Here is a 20164-nt window from a genome sequence, read left to right as displayed (position 1 = left end):
ACTAGCTTCCCCCGCACATCTTTCCGGGTAAGAGGCATTACGCGATGACCAGATTTCTTTTCATCATTCCCTTGCTCCTGAGCGCCTCGGTCGCATCCGCGCAGCAGCAGCCCGGCCACGATGCCTGCGCGCGCGATGTCAGCCGCTTCTGCCGCGCCGTGATGAACAACGGCGACGGCGCCGTGCTCGCTTGCCTCAAGCAGAATCGAACGCGGCTGAGCAAAGGCTGCGACAAGGTGCTGACCGAGAACGGGCAGTGATCGTCATTTCGGGCTCGCGCCTGAGGCGCGTCCCGAAAAGCCGAGAATTACGTGCTGCTTCCCGCCGCGGTCGCGACCACCGGCAGCACCTCGCCGCTGGCGCGATCCGGCGTCTCGTCCTGCCAGCGCACCGAGCCGAACGGCCGCTCCAGCATGCGGCGGATCCGCACCGGCTCGGGGCCGACGTGGAAACCGATCGCCTGCTGATGCAGCGCGCGTTCCGACTGGGTCGAGCGGTTGCGCTGGCGCAAGTAGTCGAACCAAGTCGGACAGTGGTAGCGCTCGGTCCACAGCTCAGGATCGGCGATGTCGCGCGCGATCGACCAGCCATAGGCGCCATTGCGCTGCCGCGAGAGCTGCACGTCCTGCATCACGTTGTGGAATGCGCGCGCGTTCTCCTGCGCGACTCGATATTCGATCTCGACCACGAGCGGCCCGCTGCGGCCTGTCAGCGACAGCTTCACCTCGGGATCGGCCAGCATGTCCGCATCCTCGTTGCGGGCGCCGACGCGCGGCATCGTGAGCCAGATGCCGAGCAGCGGCGAGATCAGCATCAGGCCGGCTGCGGTCAGCAGCGCGACCTCGACACCGGCGTAGTCGGTGAGATGACCCCAGCCCCAGGCGCCGATCGCGATGCCGCCGGCGATCGCGGCCTGGAACGCAGCGAGCGAGCGGCCGGCGACCCAGCGCGGCGCCGAGAGCTGCACGCCGATGTTGAACAGCGCAATCGCGGCCATCCAGACCGCGCCGGCCAGCACCAGCGCCGCTGCCGTCAGCACCGGCTCCGTGCTCAGGGCCAGCGCGGCCATCGCGAACGCCATCGAGATGGTGCAGGCGCGGATCGCGGCCTCGCCGCTCATGCGCTTGCGCAGTTCGTGGATGTTGAGCGCGCCGATCACGGCGCCCATGCCGAAGGCGCCGAGCATGATGCCGTAGGTCTGCGCACCGCCGTGCAGCAGGTCGCGCGCGACCAGCGGCATCAGCGCCATGATGGCGCCGCCAATCAGGCCCATCACCAGCGTGCGCAACAGCACGATCTTGATCGGCGGCGAATTGGTGATGTAGCGGAAGCCCGAGACCATGGCGCGATTGAGCTTTTCCCGCGGCAGCCGTGAAGGTTCGACCGAGCGGCGCCATAGCAGCAGCACCACCAGCAGCGGAAGATAGAGGATCGCGTTGCAGGCGAACGCCGCCACCGCGCCAAGCGCGGCGACGATGACGCCGCCGACCGCGGGACCAAAGCTTCGCGCGATATTGTAGCTGATGCCGTTCAACGCGACGGCCGAAGGCAGCGCGTCGGGCGGCACCTGTTCGTTGACAGAAGACTGCCACGCCGGGCCGAACAACGCGTTGCCGCTGCCGACCACGAAGCAGAAAGCCAGCAATGTTTCCGGGGTGATGAGATTGAATCCGGCCAGCACGGTGAGCGCGCTGGCGCCGACCAACGCGATCGACAAAGAGATCAGCGCAACGATGCGGCGGTCATACATGTCGGCGATGGCGCCGGCCGGCATCGAGATCAGCATGATCGGCAGCATCAGGGCGGTCTGCACCAGCGCCACCTGGTCGGCCGATGCCGACATCTGTGTCATCGCCCAGGCTGCGCCGACGCCCTGAATCAGCAGGCCGAGATTGGATAGCAGGCTGGCGAGCCAGATGCGCCGGAACACAGTGTAGCGCAGCGGCGCGGTGATGCCGTCGGCGGCCATCTTCTGACGGTTTGGCTGCTCGGTCATATCCCCTTCCATATGGGCTGGCAGAAGCGGTCCTGGGCGATCTTAGGCAATTCCGGCGAATTCTTTGATGCCTGCGAAAGTCGTTCGCTGTCCAGTGGTTAGGCCGCTATAAGCGGTGCAAAGAGACGGTTTGCCGGGGAGGAACAGATGAAGTTGTCGCGACGGATGATCTTGCTGGGGGCCGGCAGCTTGCCCTTCGCAAGTGCGAGCTTGCGGACGGGCGCAATCGCCCAGACCATTGCTGCTGCGCCGGGCAATGAGCCGCCGCCGATCCTGTTCGTGCACGGCAATGGCGACTATGACGCGCTCTGGATGACGACCTTGTGGCGGATGGAATCCAACGGCGTCGCGCGCGAGCGCATGGCGGCGATCAATTTCACCGATCCCAATGCGCGCACCGACGACAAGGTCGAGCAGGCGAACCGCTCCTCGACCGAGGACCAGCGCCGCGAGCTCACGGCTGCCATCGCCGAGCTCAAGCGCCGGACCGGCGCGGCGCGTGTCGCGCTGGTCGGCAGCTCACGCGGCGGCTATGCCATTCGCAACGTGATCAAGAATGGCGGTGCCGGCGACGTCAGCCACGCCGTCTTTTGCGGCACGCCCAACCACGGCGTGTTCGCAACCGACGACCAGCCCAACAACGAATTCAATGGCCGCGGTGCGTTCCTGCGTGCGCTCAACGAGGGCGAGAGCGAGGTGACGCCGGGCGTCGCCTTCCTGACGCTGCGCAGCGACGGCATGGACAAATACGCCCAGGCCGACGGCCGTTTCATCGGCAAGCCCGGCACGCCGACCGGCGTCACCAACGAAGGGCCGGAGCTGAAGGGCGCCACCAACCTCGTGCTCGGTGCGCTCGACCATCGCGAGGTGGCCTTTCACCCCAGGGCATTCCGCGAGATCTACAAGTTCATCGCCGGCCGGGAACCCGCGCGCATCGCAATCGTGCCGGAGCCGGTCGTCAGGCTGAGCGGCCTCGTCACCGGCACGCCCGGCGGCGTGCCGACCAATCGGCCGGTGGCGGGCGCAACCGTCGATATCTTCCGCGTCGATCCTGATACCGGTGAGCGCAAGGGCGGCGCCGTGCACAGCGCGACCACGGGCGCCGACGGCCGCTGGGGGCTGGCGCAGGTCGAGCCGTCCTGGTCGCTCGAATTCGTTCTGACGTCGCCGGGCGCGCCGATCACGCACATCTATCGCTCGCCCTTCCCGCGCTCGTCGGATGTCGTCCATTTGCGCGCCGCACGGCCGCTCGGGCCGGCCGACAAGGACGCCGGCGCGGTCGTCATCATGTCGCGGCCGCGCGGCTATTTCGGCCGGCCGCGGGACGTGGTGCTGCTGGATGGCAAGGAGCCGGCCGACGTCAAGCCGGGCGTGCCGACCGATTCGGCGGCAACATTGCGGCTTGCAGCCGGCGAGGTTGGACGTAACATCGTGGCTCAATTCGGCGAAGAACGGATTGTGGCGCGGGCCTGGGCCGCCCAGGAGAACAGGATTGCGATTGCCGAGCTGACTTACTAGCTGTTTGCCTGCGTACACCCTGCGGGAGAGAGCCATGAATATCGCCAGCGTGCGTCGGCCCATCATCCCTCCGGCTCCTCCGCGTGCGCCCGACGACATGTCGTTCTTCGGCCGTCTCGCCGTGATCCGGCGCAACATGATCGCGACCTGGGGCCAGCGCGCCTATGAGGAAGACGTCATCAAGGGCCGCTTCTTCCTCCGCAACAGCTTCATCCTGAACCAGCCGGACGCGATCCGGCACGTCCTGCTGACCAACTACGAAAACTACACGCGCACGCCGGCGGGCATCCGCATGCTGCGTCCGGTGCTGGGTGACGGGCTCCTGATCGCGGAGGGGCATTCCTGGACGTTCCAGCGCCGCACCCTCGCGCCGGCCTTCACGCCGCGCGCCACCGCGAACCTCGTTCCGCACATGACGGCGGTGCTTGACGAGACCATCGCCAAGCTGGACGCGCGCGTGGGAGAAGACATCGACCTGCGCGAGATCATGCAGCGCATGACGCTGGAGATTGCCGGGCGCACGATGTTCTCGTTCGGCATGGACCGGCATGGCGCGACCCTGCGCAATTTCATCATGGAATATGCCGCCCGGCTGGGGCGACCGTATCTCCTCGACATGGTGCTGCCGGTGTCCTGGCCGAGCCCGATGGATTTCGCCCGCGCCCGTTTCCGCAAGCGCTGGACCGAGTTCGTGGCCATGCTGATTGCCGAGCGGCGCGCGGCCGGCAAGAAGGACGGCGCGCCGCCGCGGGACCTGTTCGATCTCATGGACGCGGCGCGCGATCCTGAGACCGGCAAGGGCTTTTCCGACGAGCAGCTCGTCGACGAGGTCGCGACCATGATCCTCGCCGGTCACGAGACCACGGCGACGGCGCTGTTCTGGGCGCTCTATCTGCTCGCGCTCGATCCCGACACGCAGGAGGAGGTCGCCTCCGAGACGCGCGGCGAGCATCTCGACAGCATGGCCGACATCGACCGGCAGAAGCTCACCCGCGCGGTGATCGACGAGACCATGCGGCTCTATCCGCCTGCGTTCCTTGTCGCGCGCGCCGCGCGCGACAAGGACAATGCGGCCGGAATCGAGATCGGCAAGGGCGACATCATCATGATCGCGCCCTGGCTGCTGCACCGGCACGAGAAGCTGTGGGATCAGCCGAACGCGTTCATTCCAAAACGCTTCCTGTCGAACGAGGCACCCGACCGCTTCGCCTACCTGCCGTTCGGCGCGGGACCGCGCGTCTGCGTCGGCGCGCCGTTCGCGCAAGCCGAATCCGTGCTGGCGCTGGCCCGGCTGATCGGCGCCTTCCGGGTCGAACTCGCCGACACGGCAAATCCGGTGGTCCCGCTCGGCGTCGTCACGACCCAACCGGACCACTCACCCATGTTCCGCATTACGCGCCGGTGACAGGCCCCTTGCCTGGCGGCGGCGTGATCGGCCCGAGATAGAGTCCTGCCATGAGCGACATCCAGGCCCAGTTTTCCGTTCTGAAGCAGACCGCCGATCCGAAGGTGGTCGATGCGATCGTGCGCCTCATCGAGGATGGCGAGGATCACGAGCTCAACCGCGTCAACGTCCTCGATTTCTCCACGCAGCACGGCCTCGATGAGGAGCGCGCGATCTCGGCCTTCCTGCATTCGGCGCGGCTCGGGCTGTTCGATCTCGGCTGGAATGTGCTGTGCCCGGGATGCGGCGGCGTGCTCGGCGCGCATTCGACCCTGAAGGCGCTCAAGCCCGACGACTATCATTGCGCACTCTGCGCCTGCGGCTACAAGGCTTCCGTCGACGATCAGGTCGAGGTCTCCTTCACCGTCAATCCGCGCGTCCGGCGCATCGCGGCGCACGACCCCGATACGCTTCCGGTGTGGGACTACTTCAAGCAGGTGTTCTGGAGCTCCGGCGTCGACTTCAACAAGGAATCGTTCGCGACGCTTGCCAACGAGGTGACGCTCGACACGATGGAGCTGCCGGCAGGCGAGAAGGCGACCATGTCGCTGCAGCTGCCGAGCGACTTCGTGATCATCTTCGAGCCGGTGACGCACGCCGCCCATTTCATCGACGTTCAGGGCGAGCCGACCAAGGACCGGCAGCAACTCGCCATCATGTACAACAAGGTGCAGGCCCCGACCGGGACCACGACCATGCGGCCCGGCCCGCTGCGGCTGTCGCTGGAGAACCAGGCCGGCGTGCGCGTGTTGCCGTCGGTGTTCATCGCGGCCGAAGCGCTCCACCATCTCATCGGCAAGCGCAAGCCGTTCCTGACCGCCAAGCGGATGCTGTCGAACCAGACCTTCCGCGACGTGTTCAAGGCGGACAATCTCAGTCTCGATCAGCGGCTCCAGATCACCTCGCTCACCTTCCTGTTCACCGATCTAAAGGGCTCGACCGCGCTCTATGAACGGGTCGGCGATCTCGCCGCCTTCGACCTCGTGCGCGCGCATTTCCATGCGCTGCTCGGGATCATCTCTTCCGAGAAGGGCGCGGTGGTGAAGACCATCGGCGATGCCGTGATGGCGACCTTCGTCCGTCCCGAGCACGCCATCGTCGCGGGCTTGCGGATGCGCGCGGCCATGGACGAGCTCAACAAGCAGCGCGGCACCGACGATCTCATCGTCAAGATCGGCATCCATGAGGGTCCTTGCCTCGCGGTGATGCTCAATGAGCGGCAGGATTATTTCGGCCAGACCGTCAACATTGCCGCCCGCGTGCAGAGCCTGTCGACGGCGCAGGAAATCCACATCACCGGCCCGGTGCTCGACGCGCCCGCAGTCGCGGAGGTGCTGGAGCAGCGCGCGATCAAGCCGATCCAGAAGCAGGCGGCGCTGCGCGGCATCGCCGACAAGATAGTGGTGTACGAGATTCCGTGAGTTAGGATCGCCATTCCGGGGCGATGCATTAGCATCGAACCCGGAATCTCGAGTTTCCGGGTTCGCGCTCTGCGCGCCCCGGAATGACGGTGAAGAGATTGCCGAAACGTAATGCAGTGCGGGGAACTGACGCACGTTGCGCCGGTTGAGTTTCCTGCTCATATAATGCCGGTAGCAGTCCCCGCTCCTCGCGGCTGCATCGATTTCGGTAAGGACCATTATGCTCGACGGCCTGCGCCAATTCATCGCCGACATTGTCGCCCCCCATGACCAGAGCCGCACCTTCGGTGACAGCGACTATCGGTTGGCAGCGACCGCGCTGCTGGTCCACGTGGTCTCGCTGGACGGCCAGCCGACCCCCGCCGAGCGGCGCAAGCTGCACAGCCTGATCGAAAGCCATTTTGGGCTCGATCACGGCGCTGCGGATCGCCTGATCGCCGACGCCACCGAGGTCGAAGGCGAGGCGGTGGACCTCTATCACTTCACCAGCATCATCATGCGCTCGCTCGACGAGGAGGGTCGCAAACGCATCGTTCGGATGATGTGGGAGCTGGTCTTCGCCGACGGCCAGGTCAGCGAGTTCGAAGACAATGTCGTCTGGCGCGCCTCCGATCTGCTCGGGATTTCCCAGCGGGACCGGATCGAGCTGAAGCATATTGTGGCCGAGCATGTCGGTGGCCAGGGGAAGGATGCGCCGTCGGCGGCTGACCCTATCCCGCCTGGTGGATTGCTTCCCACGCGAGCCACATGACGAAACTTTAATGTAGGCCGGGCGTCCCTGCTTGGCTGATTCGCCTGCAAATACCTGTCCTTCCTGCTCCCCTGTCGCCCGCTCAAGCCGCCATTCCGCCGGCGCCGCTTGCCTGTCGCGCTCGGCTTATGCTCTCGTTCAGCTATTGCGGGGCCAAAGACTTCCATTCAAGAGACTTCGATCGTGACTGAGCGGGTAACGTTGATCACCGGAGCCTCGGCGGGCATAGGGACGGAGCTGGCGCGCGTATTCGCCGCCAACGGACATCGCCTGGCATTGACGGCGCGGCGCGCGGATCGATTGGAGGCGCTCGCGCGCGAGCTCGCCGCCAAAGGCGGCAAGAAGCCGATCGTGATCGCCTGCGATCTTGAGGACCCCGCCGCCGGCGAGACGATCGCGGCAGCGCTCGCCGCCGAGGGCGTCGAGCTCGACCACCTCGTCAACAATGCCGGCTTCGGCGTGTTCGGCGATGCCGTCGAGCGCGACCGCGACGAGCAGATCGGGATCGTCGATGTCAACGTGCGGGCCCTGACGGATCTGTCGCTGCGCTTTGCCGATCAGCTGATCAGGAACAAGGGCGGTCTTCTCAACGTGGGCTCGGTCGCGGGCTTCCTGCCCGGTCCTGGCATGGCCGTCTATTATGCCTCCAAGGCCTACGTGATTTCCTTCACCGAAGCGCTCCGGGCCGAGCTCGCGCCGCGCGGCGTTCGCGTTACCGTGCTTTGCCCGGGCCCCGTGCCCACCGAATTCCAGGCGCGCGCCGGCGTCGGGTCCCAACACGATACCGCCCTTCTCAATGTTTCAGCCGCCGATGTCGCGCAGGAGGCGTACCGTGGCCTGATGGCCAACAAACGGGCAGTGCTGCCCGGTCTGGGCATCAAGATTGTGCCGTTTGCGCTGCGCTTTTTCCCGCGCGGCTTCATCCTGGCCGCGACGAGCCGGTTCCAGAGGCGCAGGCATTAGAGAATCCTGGAGCTCCCGTAATGGCCCGGAGCTTGCTTTACCTTCGATGTGTGCGCGAACTCACACGATGTTAACCGTCGCTTAGCTATGCTGGCGGTCTGAACCTATAGCACTCGCAGAGACCATGTCGTTCCGGACGGACAGGTTTGGTGGCGCAGAATTGGTGCCCTTCCGAAAGAAGGCGCCGAGCACTGCCGCCTCCGAAAGCCGGTTGCCGGTCTTGCTCGTCCTGCATCAGGAATGCTCGACCCCCGGCCGGGTCGGCAATGCGCTCCGCGCGCTTGGCCACGCCCTGGACATTCGCCGTCCCCGCTTCGGCGATCCGCTGCCGGAGACGCTCGACGAGCATGCCGGCGCCGTCTTCTTCGGCGGCCCGATGAGTGCCAACGATCCCGACGATTACATCCGGCGCGAGATCGACTGGCTCGAGATTCCGCTGCGCGAGCAGCGGCCGTTCCTCGGCATCTGCCTTGGCGCCCAGATGCTCGCGATGCAGCTCGGTGCCCGCGTCGCGCCGCATGCCGATGCGCTGACCCAGATCGGTTACTATCCGATCCGCCCGACCGCCGCGGGCCGCGCGCTCTGCCCGGCCTGGCCGGCTCAGGTCTATCACTGGCACCGCGAGGGATTCGAGCTGCCTGCCGGCGCCGAGCTGCTCGCGGAGGGCGACGATTTTCCGGTTCAGGCGTTCCGCGCCGGCAATGCCTTCGGGGTGCAGTTTCATCCTGACGTGACCTACGCGATGATGCATCGCTGGACCACGCGTGGCTACGACGGCTTCAGCGCGCCCGGTGCGCGGCAGCGGCACCATCATTTCGCGGATCGTGCCGTCTACGATGCCGCAGAGCGCGCCTGGCTCGATCACTTTATCGACCGCTGGCTGGCGCGGCGGCCGGTGCTGGCCCAAGCCGCCGAGTAACCTGCGCCTCTCGCGCAGGCTCTTGGCGCAAGTCCTCGCGCCGCCCCCTGATATGCTAGGCTCTCCGCCAACGAGCGCGCACCAATGCGTGCCGGCAAACAAGGGAGAGCGTCATGGCCTACGAGCACATTCTCTATGAGGTGAGCGACAAGATCGCGACCATCACGCTCAATCGCCCTGATCGCATGAATGCGTGGACGCCGACCATGGAGCGCGACGTGCGTCATGCGATGGAAGCGTCAAGCGCCGACGACAATGTTCGCGTCATCGTGCTCACCGGCGCGGGCCGCGCGTTCTGCGCCGGCGCCGACATGGATGCGTTGAAGGGGCTCGACCCTGACGACGTCAGGCGCGCCTCGAACCTGCCGCCCTTCGACATGAACCGCCGTCCGGACTGGCAGACGCGCTACGGCTATTATCCCTCGCTCAGGAAGCCGGTCATCGCCATGCTCAACGGCGCCACCGCGGGCATCGGCCTCGTCCACGCGCTCTACTGCGACCTGCGTTTTGCCGCCGACAATACGGTGTTCACCACAGCCTTCGCGCGGCGCGGACTGATCGCCGAGCACGGCATCAGCTGGATGCTGCCGCGCATCGTCGGTCATGCCAATGCGATGGATCTCTTGCTTTCGGCTCGGCGCGTGTCGAGCGAGGAAGCCCTTCGGATCGGGCTGGTCAACCGGCTCTGCTCGCCTGAGAAGTTGCGCGAGGAGACCTACGCCTATGCCCGCGATCTCGCCGATTTCGTCTCGCCGAGTGCGATGGCCGTGATCAAGCGCCAGCTCTACGAGGTGCCGTTCCAGACCCTGGCCGAGGCGACGATCGAAGCCAACCGGGAGATGATGGTGGCGCTGGCCGGCAGCGATTTCCGGGAGGGGGTGGCGAGCTTCATGGAAAAGCGGCCGCCGAGGTTTACGGGGAGGTAAGGGGAGTATTTTTGAGCCGTCCGTCTTCGCCCTTTGGGCTACGCCGGACACCACGCTTCGCCCTTCAGGCTCCGTCGTGGCTGCGCCACGCGTAGCCCGAAGGGCGAAGCGTGGTGGAGCCAGGCGGGATCGAACCGCCGACCTCGTCATTGCGAACGACGCGCTCTCCCAGCTGAGCTATGGCCCCTTTGCTGGCCGCTCTGGTCAACGCGGCCGACAACCGGGCGCCATTTAAGTCCCCGCCAAGGTCAAGTCAAGGACGGGTGTCACCCGGTTTTAGCCATTCGGGGCGTGACTCCCTTGTTTGGGCGGGGGGGAACCGATATCTAGCAAAGGCGTCAATCCGACCGCAGCCAGAATTTTCAAAAGCCAGAGTCTTCAAAAGCCATGCGTGCCGTTCTCGACATCGTCATCATCGTGCTCGACCTCTACGTCTGGCTGCTGATCGCCTCCGCGATCCTGTCCTGGCTGATCGCCTTCAACGTCGTGAACACGCGCAACCAGTTCGTGTCGGCGGTGGCGGAGTTCCTGTACCGGATCACCGAGCCGGTGCTGGCGCCGATTCGCAATCTCCTGCCCAGTCTCGGCGGCCTCGACATCTCGCCGATCATCCTGATCCTGATCATCATGTTCATCGAGCGGGTGATCCTGTACTACATCTACCCCAACGTGGTCTGAGCGGGCTGGAGCGCCTTGGTTGCCCGAGAAGCCGGCAAGGAGCCTTGGCGCTACGCGGCCGCAGGAATCAGCATCGCATTGCGGGTGACGCCGCGCGGCGGCCGCGACGACATCGACGGGATCGAGCAGCTGGCCGATGGCCGCAGCGTGCTCAAGGTGCGGGTGCGCGCCATCGCCGATGGCGGCGAGGCCAACAAGGCCGTGCTGGTCCTGCTGGCGAAATCGCTCGGCGTTCCCAAGGCCAGCGTGAGACTGCTGTCCGGTGCCACCTCGCGGCTGAAGCAGATCGCGGTCGACGGCGATCCGGCACGGCTCGGCGAAGCCCTGCGCCAGCTCGTCGCGGCCAAATCGAAAGACTGAGGGAACGGACATGACCGCTGAGATCATCGATGGAAAAGTCATTGCCGCGGAGCTTCGGGCCCGCGTCGCCGACGAGGTCGCCCGGGTCAAGCGCGAGCACAATCTGGTGCCGGGCCTTGCGGTGGTTCTGGTCGGCAACGACCCCGCCAGCGAGGTCTATGTCCGCTCCAAGCACACCCAGACCCAAGCCGCCGGCATGGCCTCCTTCGAGCACAAGCTGCCGGCCGACGTTTCGCAAGCAGATCTCCTGGCGCTGGTCGCAAAGCTCAACCGCGATCCCGCCGTGCACGGCATCCTCGTGCAGCTGCCGCTGCCGAAGGGCCTGAACACCGAAGCCGTCATCAACGCCATCGATCCCGCCAAGGACGTCGACGGCCTGCATCCGAACAATGCCGGCCGGCTCGCCGGCGGCTTCCAGGCGCTGTCGCCGTGCACGCCGCTCGGCTGCATCATCCTGACCAAGAGCGTGCACGCTTCGCTGGAAGGCATGAACGCCATCGTCATCGGCCGCTCCAATCTGGTCGGCCGTCCGCTGGTGCAATTGCTGTTGAACGAGAACGCCACGGTGACGATCGCGCATTCGCGATCGCGCGACCTGCCGGGGCTCGTGAAGCAGGCCGATCTCGTCTATGCCGCGGTCGGCAGGCCCGAGATGGTGCGCGGCGACTGGCTGAAGCCGGGCGCGACTGTGATCGATGTCGGCATCAATCGCATCCCGAAGGAGGACGGCAAGACGCGCCTCGTCGGTGATGTCGCCTATCAGGAAGCGCTTGGGGTGGCCGGCGCCATCACGCCGGTGCCGGGCGGCGTCGGTCAGATGACGGTAGCCTGCCTGCTGGTGAATACGCTGCGCGCGGCCTGCGCGATCGCGGGGCTACCGAAGCCTGCGGTGTGAGTTTTCGTGCCCCGGACGCAGCGCAGCGCTTCCCTGGCGATGCGAAGCATCGTCCAGTAGCGGTGCGCTGCTGAGCCGGGGTCCAGTGGCGGCGTGGGTCCCGGCGCTGCGACGCGTCACTTCGTGCCGCATCGCGTCCGTCCGGGACACGGATGCCTCAGCCCTTCTTCTTCTTCTCGCGGTCCATGCCTTCGAGGATCAGCTTGTGCGCGTCCTCCGGGCCGCCCCAGCGCAGGATCTTCACCCATTTGCCCTTCTCAAGATCCTTGTAGTGCTCGAAGAAGTGCTGGATCTGCTGCAGCGTGATGTCGGGCAGGTCGGAGTACGACTTCACCTTGTCGTAGCGCTGCGTGAGCTTCGACGACGGCACCGCCAGAATCTTCTCGTCGCCGCCGGCTTCATCCTCCATGAACAGCACGCCGACCGGGCGCACGCTCATGACGGCGCCGGGAATGATGGCGCGGGTGTTGACGATCAGGACGTCGCAGGGGTCGCCGTCATCCGACAGGGTGTGCGGGATGAAACCGTAATTACCGGGATAACGCATCGGCGTGTAGAGGAAGCGGTCGACCACCAGCGTGCCGGCCTCCTTGTCCATCTCGTATTTGATCGGTTCGCCGCCCACGGGGACTTCGATGAGGACGTTGACTTCGTGCGGTACGTTTTTCCCGATCGAGATCGCATCGATACGCATTCAAGGCTCCGTTGTTGCCGAGGTAAAATCGCGCCCCGGCAGCCGATTTTGGCGCTGTCATACGCGGGCTTGGCCCGCTGATCCATCGCGTTTTTGTGAAATAATGAATCCGGAAATCACCGGCGCAAAGGCAGCGGTATCAACGGACAGGAAACGATGCCGTTTCTGCTTTCAGCAGCTCAATTGGTCCAAGTCTAATTGGTCCAGGCGAAGGCAACCTTGTCGAGCGCCTTCGGCCCGAATCGCTCCGACGAGCGCGCCACCATACGGCCCCCGAGCGCCCGGTAGAACTCGGTCGCGGGGTCGTTGTCCGAGAGCGCCCACACCACCATGCTCTTCAGCCCGCTCTGCATCAGGTCGCGGCGGGCGGCGGCGAACAGGCGACGGCCGAAGCCGAGGCCCTGGAATTCCGGGCGCAGATAAAGCTCGTAGATCTCGCCGTCGAAATGCAGGCTGCGGGCGCGGTTGCGACCGTAATTGGCGTAACCCGCGATCTTGTCGCCGAACACCAGTACGCTGACGCGGCTGCCCTTGCGGATCGCACTGTCCCACCATTGCGGGCCCCGGCGGTTGATCAGCTTTTCCAGCTCGGCGCCGGGAATGATGCCCTGATAGGCGGAGCGCCAGGCTTCGTCATGCGTGGACGCCACCGCAGTTGCATCTGCAGCTTTGGCCGGCCGGACCTCGATCAGGGTTGTGCTCATGGACACAATCAAACCAAGTCGCCGCCTCGGCGGCAAGTCCTATCGTTAATTATCGGTTAACGTGTGGACTTTGTGCATCAGTGCCTTAACCATGTTGTGCCGAAAAAAGACAGGATGCCGACTCAAATCGCCTCGGCGCGCCGTGCGTCGGTGCAAAACTCGTTCTGCGGCAATGAATGAACGACAATGGCGGGGCAAAAAGTCCGCCCAGAGTGATTCGTTCCAACTAGTGTGGCGGTCGCTTCTCGTGTCGCCCTCGGCCATTCATGCGGCTCCTCAAGATCATCGCGCTCCTGCCTCTGCTGGCCTTGCTGGCTGCGTCGCCTCTGTGCGCCCAGGTCACGTCTGGCCCGTCCGGCGAAGAGGGCGAGCCGCTTCGCCGACAGAAATGGCTTGTGCCGTCGCTGGATACCGGCATCGCCGCCCATGCCGTGCTGTTTCGCCCCGCCGGCCCAGGTCCGTTCCGGCTTGCGGTCATCGCGCACGCCTCGACGCAGAACGGCTTGCGTCGAGCGCAAATGCCGCAGCCGGAATACCGCCCGCTCGCGGCCTATCTCGTCGCGCGCGGCTATGCCGTGCTGGTGCCGGAGCGGCTCGGCCATGGCGCGACCGGTGGCCGCTATGTCGAGGATCAGGGCGGATGTGACGTGGCCGACTATGCGCGTTCGGGCCGTGCAACGGCCGGGCAGATCCAGCTCGCGCTGGACCATTTGCGAAAGCAGGATTTCATTCGCAACGAGGCCGCCATCGTGATCGGCCATTCCGCCGGCGGCTGGGGTGCGCTGGCGCTCGCCGATGCCGACCCGAAGACGATCGCCGCCATCGCGGTGTTCGCGCCGGGGCGCGGCGGCCATGCCAATGATGAGCCGAACCGGATCTGCGCACCAGCCAAGCTGCTTGCCGCTGCCGCGGAGTTCGGCAGAGGCGCGCGTATCCCCGTCACATGGCTCGTTGCGGGCAATGACAGCTACTTCGCACCGGCATTTTCGAAGAGTCTGGCCGACGCGTTTCGCGGCGGTGGCGGCAAGGTGGACTTCCGCACCTTGCCGGCGCTCGGCAGCGAGGGGCATTGGATGATCGAGAGCGAAGCCGGGGTCAAAGCCGCAAGCGGAGATCTCGCGCGTGCGCTGAACCCGGACCGGCCCAAGGCGACCAAGAAGCCATGACGCCGTATGTCCTGGTCAAGTTTATGCATGTGCTCGGCGCCATCGTCATCCTCGGCACAGGCACCGGCATCGCCTTCTTCATGCTGATGGCGCATCGTACGAACGATGTGGCGTTCATCGCACGCACCGCATCGGTCGTGGTGATCGCTGATGCGATCTTCACGTTCTCCGCCGTGCTGCTCCAGCCGGTCACGGGCGGCCTATTGATGATGCTCTCGGCGATACCGATCACGGAGCACTGGCTGCTCGCCTCGCTGGCACTTTACGCCGTCGCCGGCCTGTTCTGGATCCCCGTCGTATTCATGCAGATCGAGATGCGGGATCTTGCGCGCAAAGCGACCGATCAGCGCAGCGCGCTGCCGCAGCGCTACTTCATGCTGTTCCGCCGCTGGTTCGCTTTCGGCATCCCGGGCTTTGGCGCGACCATGCTGATCCTCTGGCTGATGATCGCAAAACCGTTTTGAGGGACGTGATGGGTGAGCGGACCATTCTGGTGCTCGGCGCCTCCGGCCTGATCGGCCGCTTCGTCACCGACGACCTTCGCGCGCGGGGATTCCGCGTCGTCGGCGTGGCGCGCAGCCTGTCGCCGTCGCAAAGAATGAGCGCGTTGGACATCGAGCTGCCGATCCTTTCGCTGGATGCAGCTGCGCTGGCGCGGCTCCTGCGCGAGCACGCCGTCGACGTCGTCGTAAATTGCCTCGGCGTGCTTCAGGACGGGCCAGGCAGCGATACGGGCGCCGTGCATCGCGATTTCGTCGCGCGGCTCCTTGCCGCGATCGCTAACAGCGGCTGCGCAATCCGGCTGGTGCACATCTCAATTCCGGGAGCGGCGGAGGCCGACCGCACCGCGTTTGCGACGACCAAGCGCGAGGCCGAGCGCCTGATCGCGGCGTCCGGCATTCCCCATGCCGTCCTGCGGCCCGGTTTCGTCGTTGCACCGTCAGCCTACGGCGGCAGCGCCTTGCTCCGCGCGCTCGCGGCCTTCCCGTTCGATCTTCCGGGCAAGGAGATGGCAACACCGTTCCAGCCCGTCGCGGTGGAGGACATCTCGGCCACCATCGCCTGGCTCGCCGCGCGGGACATCGACGACGCGTCCGTGAACGCGGTGAGCTGGGATCTGATGCAGGCAGAGCCGGTCACGATGGCCGGCGTCATCGAGCAATTTCGCCGCGCGTTGGGCACGTCCGGCTGGCCGCGCATCGCGATGCCTGCGGCGCTGCTCGATCTCGGCGCCAGGACCGGTGATCTCGCCAGCTATCTCGGCTGGATGCCGCCGATGCGCTCCACCGCCATCGCCGAACTGCGCCGCGGCGTGCGCGGTGATCCCTCGGCCTGGATCGCCGCCACCAATATCGCGCCGAAGACGCTTGCCGAGACGATCGGCCGTCATCCCGCGACCATCCAGGACAAATGGTTCGCGCGCCTGTTCCTGATCAAGGCGCTGATCCTTGCGAGCTTGGTCGCATTCTGGCTCATCTCCGGCTTCATCGCGCTGTTCGTGTCCTATCGGGCCGCCGCCGGCATCCTGACCGCGCACGATTTTCCGCCAGCGCTGGTCGATCCCATCACTGTCGGCACCAGCCTGATGGACATGAGCATCGGCGTGCTGATCGCCTTCCGCCGCACCGCGGCGATCGGTCTCGTTGCGGGCATCGTCGCTTCGCTCGGTTATATGGCCGGCGCGGCGATCCTGACGCCGGACCTCTGGATCGAGCCGCTCGGCGCGCTGGTCAAGACCGGTCCAGCGATCGTGCTGATGCTGGTCGGCCTCCTGATGCTGGATAATCGCTGATGCCCCAATGGCCCGACGACGACGTCATCCTGTTCGACGGTGTCTGCATCTTCTGCTCGCGCTGGGTCCGCTTCGTGGCCAAGCGCGACACCGCGAAGCGGTTTCGTTTCACTCCGATCCAGTCGGACTATGGCGCACGTCTGGCGCGCACATTCGGCATCGACCCCGCTGATCCCGACACCAACGCGGTCGTCCACGGCGGCGAAGTATTCACGAAGTCCGACGCCGCACTGACGGTGCTGTCGCAGCTTCCCGGCTGGCTCTGGGCGCGGGCGCTTTTCGCGGTGCCGAAGCCGCTGCGCGACGTCATCTACAGCCTTGTCGCGCGCAACCGCTATCGCATTTTTGGCAAGTACGATGCGTGCTTCGTGCCGGATGCGGACTTGCGAGCGCGGGTGATCGAGTGATGCGACAGCGGCGCCACATGATTGGTGTCGTCCCGGCGAACGTCGGGACCCATAACCACAGGGCCGAGTTTGGCGAAGACTGGCAGTTAAGGATCAAGCCGCGGTACGCACACCACACGCGACTGAAAGATCACGCGGTATGGGTCCCGGCGTTCGCCGGCAATACATTGGTGGGGAGGCTAGCGCTTCCCGATTGCAGCCAGCACTTCCGCAGCCGCCCGCTCTCCGCTGTCTCGTGCGCCGTGCGCCGTCGTGAAGAAGGTCGGCGAGGTCGCCTCGCCGGCAAAGAACAGCCGCCCGTTCACCGGCGCGGCCAGTACGGCACGATCGCCGGCGTGGCCGGGCAGCGCGTGCGAATACGAACCCCGCGCGAACGGATCGCGCGCCCAGCGTGACGCGTAGAGCGGCTTAAGCTTGCGCCGGATATCGTTGCCGAGGAAGCCCGCGATCTCGCTGATGGCTTGCGCGGCGATGGCACCTTCGCCGGAATCCTCCAGCGCGCGGGCAAAGCTGCCGCCGAAAAAGCCTTCGATGCAGGGCTGGCCGAACGGGCGGATGTGGTAGGTGCCCATCTCGGTGCGCATGGTGGCGCCGCGCAGATTGGCTTCCTTCGGAAAGGCTTCGGCGTCCTCGAGCGCCAGCGTCACCTTGTCGTCGACGCCGAGCGGCAGGCCGGCTGCGGCGTCGACCTTGGACGGCAATCGCGGCGAAAAGCGCAACCTCTCATCGGCGATCAGGTTGGTCGGCACGGTGACGATCGCCGTGTCCGCGGTCAGCGTGCCCTGCGATGTCTCGATGCGGATGCGCTTGCCGGAATGATCGATCAGCGTGACGTTGCAGTTCAGGGCCACCGGGCAGGGCGCGCCATAGGCCGAAACAAGCGCGCCATAGCCGCGGCGGACGCGCCAGTTCAGGTCCGTGTCCTCATAGGCGTCCCAGTCGCGCGTGGACATGTCCTTCAGCTCGCAGCCGTTGATGTAGGTCGAGATCGCGTCGATCATGGGATTCCAGCGATTGCCCACTTCGAGGCTCAGGCTCGCGGGCTCGTCCTGGCCCTTTTGCGCGGCCTGCCAGAGGCGCTCGTAGAACGCGTCCATCGCGCGCATGAAATCGTCGCGCTCGGCTGGCGGAAACGCGTTGCCATAGGCGCGCTCGCGCCAGGGCGGCAGGTCCTTGTTGAGCTCGAAGCCAAGCTGCCTTGCGATCGCGACGAAGGAATTCTTGTCGGCAGAGTGCAGCCAGCCGCAGCCGACGTCGAAGGTGACCTCGGGCGAGGCCTGCACCGTCCAGGCTCGGCCGCCGAGCCTGTCACGCGCCTCCAGCACGATCGCCGAGAGGCCGGAGCCCGCCAGCGCATGCGCCGCGCCGAGGCCGGCGGCACCGGCGCCGATGATCGCGACGTCGACGGAGGAGGGGAGGGAGCTCATGGGCGGGCTCTAGCACGTTCGGGAAGGGTGCTGAAGCCAGCCAAATACGCAGCTGTCGTGTCCCGGACGCGCTGCAGCGCTTGCGCTGCTGCGCAGAGCCGGGACCCAAGGTGATGCGCAGGTGGGTAGGAGTATCTGGGCCCCGGCCCAGCGGCGCATCACTGGCGTGCTGCGCTGCGTCCGGGGCACGAGAGCGGCAGTCTTACGCCACCGCTTCCTTGGCCTTCTCGGCGCGCTTGCGCTCGTTCGGGTCGAGATGCTTCTTGCGCAGGCGGATCGACTTCGGGGTGACCTCGACCAGCTCGTCGTCCTCGATATAGGCGAGCGCCTTCTCCAGCGTCATGCGGATCGGCGGGGTCAGGCGCACGGCTTCGTCCTTCGAGGTCGTGCGGATGTTGGTGAGTTGCTTGCCCTTGAGCACGTTGATCTCGAGATCGTTGTCCCGGGTGTGCTCGCCGACGATCATGCCCTTGTAGACCTTCCAGCCCGGCTCGATCATCATCGGGCCGCGATCTTCCAGCTTGAACATGGCGTAAGCCACCGCTTCGCCCTGGTCGTTGGAGATCAGCACGCCGTTGCGGCGGCCCTGGATTTCGCCTTTGTACGGCGCGTAGCCGTGGAACAGGCGGTTCATGATCGCGGTGCCGCGGGTATCGGTGAGCAATTCGCCCTGGTAGCCGATCAGGCCGCGGGTCGGCGCGTAGAACACCAGGCGCTGACGGTTGCCGCCCGACGGCTTCATCTCGATCAGCTCGGACTTGCGCTCGCTCATCTTCTGCACGACGACGCCCGAATGCTCCTCGTCGACGTCGATCACGACCTCCTCGATCGGCTCCAGGGTGGCGCCGGTGGCCTCGTCCTTCTGGAACACGACGCGCGGGCGCGACACCGAGAGCTCGAAGCCCTCGCGGCGCATGGTCTCGATCAGGATCGCGAGCTGCAATTCGCCGCGGCCCGAGACTTCCATCGCGTCCTTGTCCGCGGCTTCGACCACGCGCAGCGCGACGTTGCCTTCGGCCTCGCGCAGCAGGCGGTCGCGGATCATGCGGCTCGTCACCTTGTCGCCTTCGGTGCCGGCGAGCGGGGAGTTGTTGACGATGAAGGACATCGACACGGTCGGCGGATCGATCGGCTGCGCCGGCAGCGGCACCTCGACGGTCGGATCGCAGAAAGTGTCGGCGACGGTGCCCTTGGTCAGGCCGGCAATGGCGACGATATCGCCGGCTTCGGCTTCATCGAGCGGCGTGCGCTCGAGGCCGCGGAAGGCCAGGATCTTGGTGATGCGCCCGGACTCGACCAGCTTGCCGTCGGCGTTCAGCACCTTGACCTGCTGGTTCGGCTTGAGCACGCCGGAAGAGATGCGGCCGGTGATGATGCGGCCGAGATAGGGATTGGCCTCCAGGATGGTGCCGATCATCTTGAACGGACCTTCCTCGACCTTGGGCGGCGCGACGTGGCGCAGGATCAGGTCGAACAGTGGCTCCATGCCCTTGTCCTTCGGACCCTCCGGGCTGTCGGCCATCCAGCCCTGCTTAGCCGACCCGTAGAGGATCGGGAAGTCGAGCTGCTCCTCGCTGGCATCGAGCGCCGCAAACAGGTCGAACACCTCGTTGATGACTTCCGTCGGGCGCGCGTCGGGGCGGTCGACCTTGTTGATGACGACGATCGGCTTCAGGCCGACCTTGAGCGCCTTGGAGACCACGAACTTGGTCTGCGGCAGCGGGCCTTCGGCGGCGTCGACTAGCACCAGGGCGCCGTCCACCATGTTGAGGATGCGCTCGACCTCGCCGCCGAAATCGGCGTGGCCGGGGGTATCGACGATATTGATCCGGGTGTCCTTCCACTGCACCGAGGCGGCCTTGGCCAGGATGGTGATGCCGCGCTCGCGCTCCAGATCGTTGGAATCCATGGCGCGATCCGTCACCTTCTGGTTCTCGCGGAACGTGCCGGACTGCTGGAGGAGTTTGTCGACCAGGGTCGTCTTGCCGTGGTCGACGTGGGCGATGATGGCAACGTTACGAAGATTCATGAGTGAGCTTCTTTGCGGTCGAACAATGGGTTAAGCGCGATCTCGCCGGTCAGACCGGGACCTCTTCTCGAAAC

General features: G+C 65.8%; 20 protein-coding genes and 1 tRNA gene. 15 read left to right on the top strand and 6 right to left on the bottom strand.

Translation table 11 applies throughout. From position 1 onward, the window contains the following. The first annotated feature begins 44 nt into the window (after window positions 1–44). Entirely contained in the window at window positions 45–260 is a 216-nt protein-coding gene (locus tag WI560_RS32030) for a cysteine rich repeat-containing protein (protein WP_375306348.1), read from the top strand. 47 nt (window positions 261–307) lie between these two features. Here WI560_RS32030 and WI560_RS32025 read toward each other — a convergent pair whose 3' ends face one another. Continuing rightward, on the bottom strand, window positions 308–1996 hold the full coding sequence (locus WI560_RS32025) for an MFS transporter (protein WP_375306347.1): 1689 nt from the start codon (window positions 1994–1996) through the stop codon (window positions 308–310). 147 nt (window positions 1997–2143) lie between these two features. On the opposite strand from WI560_RS32025, the gene WI560_RS32020 reads away from it, so the two are divergent. The 7 genes from WI560_RS32020 (at window position 2144) to WI560_RS31990 (ending at window position 9938) form a co-directional block, all read left to right on the top strand. Continuing rightward, complete coding sequence (locus tag WI560_RS32020; RefSeq protein WP_375306346.1) at window positions 2144–3514, top strand: hydrolase; 1371 nt, start codon at window positions 2144–2146, stop codon at window positions 3512–3514. Between the two features lie 34 nt (window positions 3515–3548). After that, the gene (locus WI560_RS32015; protein ID WP_375306345.1) at window positions 3549–4919 is read left to right on the top strand and encodes a cytochrome P450; all 1371 of its coding nucleotides are present in this window, start codon (window positions 3549–3551) and stop codon (window positions 4917–4919) included. Window positions 4920–4969: 50 nt separating this feature from the next. Then, window positions 4970–6379 carry an adenylate/guanylate cyclase domain-containing protein gene (locus tag WI560_RS32010; protein WP_375306344.1) on the top strand — a complete coding sequence of 470 codons (1410 nt, stop codon included), beginning with the start codon at window positions 4970–4972 and terminating at the stop codon, window positions 6377–6379. A 220-nt stretch (window positions 6380–6599) separates the two neighbouring features. Continuing rightward, on the top strand, window positions 6600–7130 hold the full coding sequence (locus WI560_RS32005; protein ID WP_375306343.1) for a TerB family tellurite resistance protein: 531 nt from the start codon (window positions 6600–6602) through the stop codon (window positions 7128–7130). A 183-nt stretch (window positions 7131–7313) separates the two neighbouring features. Beyond that, window positions 7314–8093, top strand: a complete 780-nt coding sequence (locus WI560_RS32000) for an SDR family NAD(P)-dependent oxidoreductase (protein ID WP_375306342.1) — start codon at window positions 7314–7316, stop codon at window positions 8091–8093. A 124-nt stretch (window positions 8094–8217) separates the two neighbouring features. Then, a complete protein-coding gene (locus WI560_RS31995) occupies window positions 8218–9012 on the top strand; it encodes a glutamine amidotransferase (protein WP_375306341.1) in 795 nt (264 codons plus the stop codon). Window positions 9013–9125: 113 nt separating this feature from the next. Then, complete coding sequence (locus tag WI560_RS31990) at window positions 9126–9938, top strand: enoyl-CoA hydratase (RefSeq protein WP_375306340.1); 813 nt, start codon at window positions 9126–9128, stop codon at window positions 9936–9938. Window positions 9939–10049: 111 nt separating this feature from the next. Here WI560_RS31990 and WI560_RS31985 read toward each other — a convergent pair. Then, window positions 10050–10125: transfer RNA gene (locus WI560_RS31985), tRNA-Ala, on the bottom strand. Window positions 10126–10325: 200 nt separating this feature from the next. Between WI560_RS31985 and WI560_RS31980 the strand changes: the two genes are divergently transcribed. From WI560_RS31980 to folD, 3 genes are read left to right on the top strand one after another with little or no spacing between them, the layout of a single operon-like run. Beyond that, on the top strand, window positions 10326–10616 hold the full coding sequence (locus tag WI560_RS31980; protein WP_319339602.1) for a YggT family protein: 291 nt from the start codon (window positions 10326–10328) through the stop codon (window positions 10614–10616). A gap of 15 nt (window positions 10617–10631) precedes the next feature. Then, complete coding sequence (locus WI560_RS31975) at window positions 10632–10976, top strand: DUF167 domain-containing protein (protein WP_257197465.1); 345 nt, start codon at window positions 10632–10634, stop codon at window positions 10974–10976. Between the two features lie 10 nt (window positions 10977–10986). Next, window positions 10987–11871 (top strand): bifunctional methylenetetrahydrofolate dehydrogenase/methenyltetrahydrofolate cyclohydrolase FolD, encoded by an 885-nt coding sequence (gene folD / locus WI560_RS31970; protein WP_375306339.1) that lies wholly within the window; start codon window positions 10987–10989, stop codon window positions 11869–11871. A gap of 157 nt (window positions 11872–12028) precedes the next feature. Here folD and ppa read toward each other — a convergent pair whose 3' ends face one another. Both ppa and WI560_RS31960 read right to left on the bottom strand, forming a co-directional pair. Next, a complete protein-coding gene (gene ppa / locus WI560_RS31965; protein ID WP_246923598.1) occupies window positions 12029–12565 on the bottom strand; it encodes an inorganic diphosphatase in 537 nt (178 codons plus the stop codon). A 194-nt stretch (window positions 12566–12759) separates the two neighbouring features. Beyond that, window positions 12760–13269: a GNAT family N-acetyltransferase gene (locus tag WI560_RS31960; RefSeq protein WP_024338772.1), complete on the bottom strand. Its 510-nt coding sequence runs from the start codon at window positions 13267–13269 to the stop codon at window positions 12760–12762. A gap of 266 nt (window positions 13270–13535) precedes the next feature. Here WI560_RS31960 and WI560_RS31955 point away from each other — a divergent pair, with 266 nt between their 5' ends. The 4 genes from WI560_RS31955 to WI560_RS31940 are packed head-to-tail and all read left to right on the top strand — an operon-like array spanning window position 13536 to window position 16634. Next, complete coding sequence (locus WI560_RS31955) at window positions 13536–14435, top strand: dienelactone hydrolase family protein (RefSeq protein WP_375306338.1); 900 nt, start codon at window positions 13536–13538, stop codon at window positions 14433–14435. After that, on the top strand, window positions 14432–14899 hold the full coding sequence (locus WI560_RS31950) for a DUF2269 family protein (protein WP_375306337.1): 468 nt from the start codon (window positions 14432–14434) through the stop codon (window positions 14897–14899). The genes WI560_RS31955 and WI560_RS31950 overlap by 4 nt, the downstream gene beginning before the upstream one ends. 8 nt (window positions 14900–14907) lie before the next feature. Further along, the gene (locus WI560_RS31945; protein ID WP_375306336.1) at window positions 14908–16227 is read left to right on the top strand and encodes an SDR family oxidoreductase; all 1320 of its coding nucleotides are present in this window, start codon (window positions 14908–14910) and stop codon (window positions 16225–16227) included. Further along, window positions 16227–16634 carry a thiol-disulfide oxidoreductase DCC family protein gene (locus tag WI560_RS31940; protein ID WP_375306335.1) on the top strand — a complete coding sequence of 136 codons (408 nt, stop codon included), beginning with the start codon at window positions 16227–16229 and terminating at the stop codon, window positions 16632–16634. Before WI560_RS31945 ends, WI560_RS31940 begins: the two co-directional genes overlap by 1 nt. A gap of 179 nt (window positions 16635–16813) precedes the next feature. On the opposite strand, the gene WI560_RS31935 is transcribed toward WI560_RS31940, so the two are convergent. Further along, window positions 16814–18061, bottom strand: a complete 1248-nt coding sequence (locus tag WI560_RS31935; RefSeq protein WP_375306334.1) for a flavin monoamine oxidase family protein — start codon at window positions 18059–18061, stop codon at window positions 16814–16816. 202 nt (window positions 18062–18263) lie between these two features. Then, window positions 18264–20090, bottom strand: coding sequence for a translational GTPase TypA (typA, locus tag WI560_RS31930; protein ID WP_257179208.1), 1827 nt, complete (start codon window positions 20088–20090; stop codon window positions 18264–18266). Window positions 20091–20164: the final 74 nt, after the last annotated feature.

It is taken from the genome of Bradyrhizobium sp. A11, from assembly GCF_042077125.1.
In the GTDB taxonomy this organism is placed as follows: domain Bacteria; phylum Pseudomonadota; class Alphaproteobacteria; order Rhizobiales; family Xanthobacteraceae; genus Bradyrhizobium; species Bradyrhizobium japonicum_B.
The sequence above is the reverse complement of the archived record's forward strand: the minus strand, read 5'-3'. Positions and strand labels throughout refer to the sequence as shown.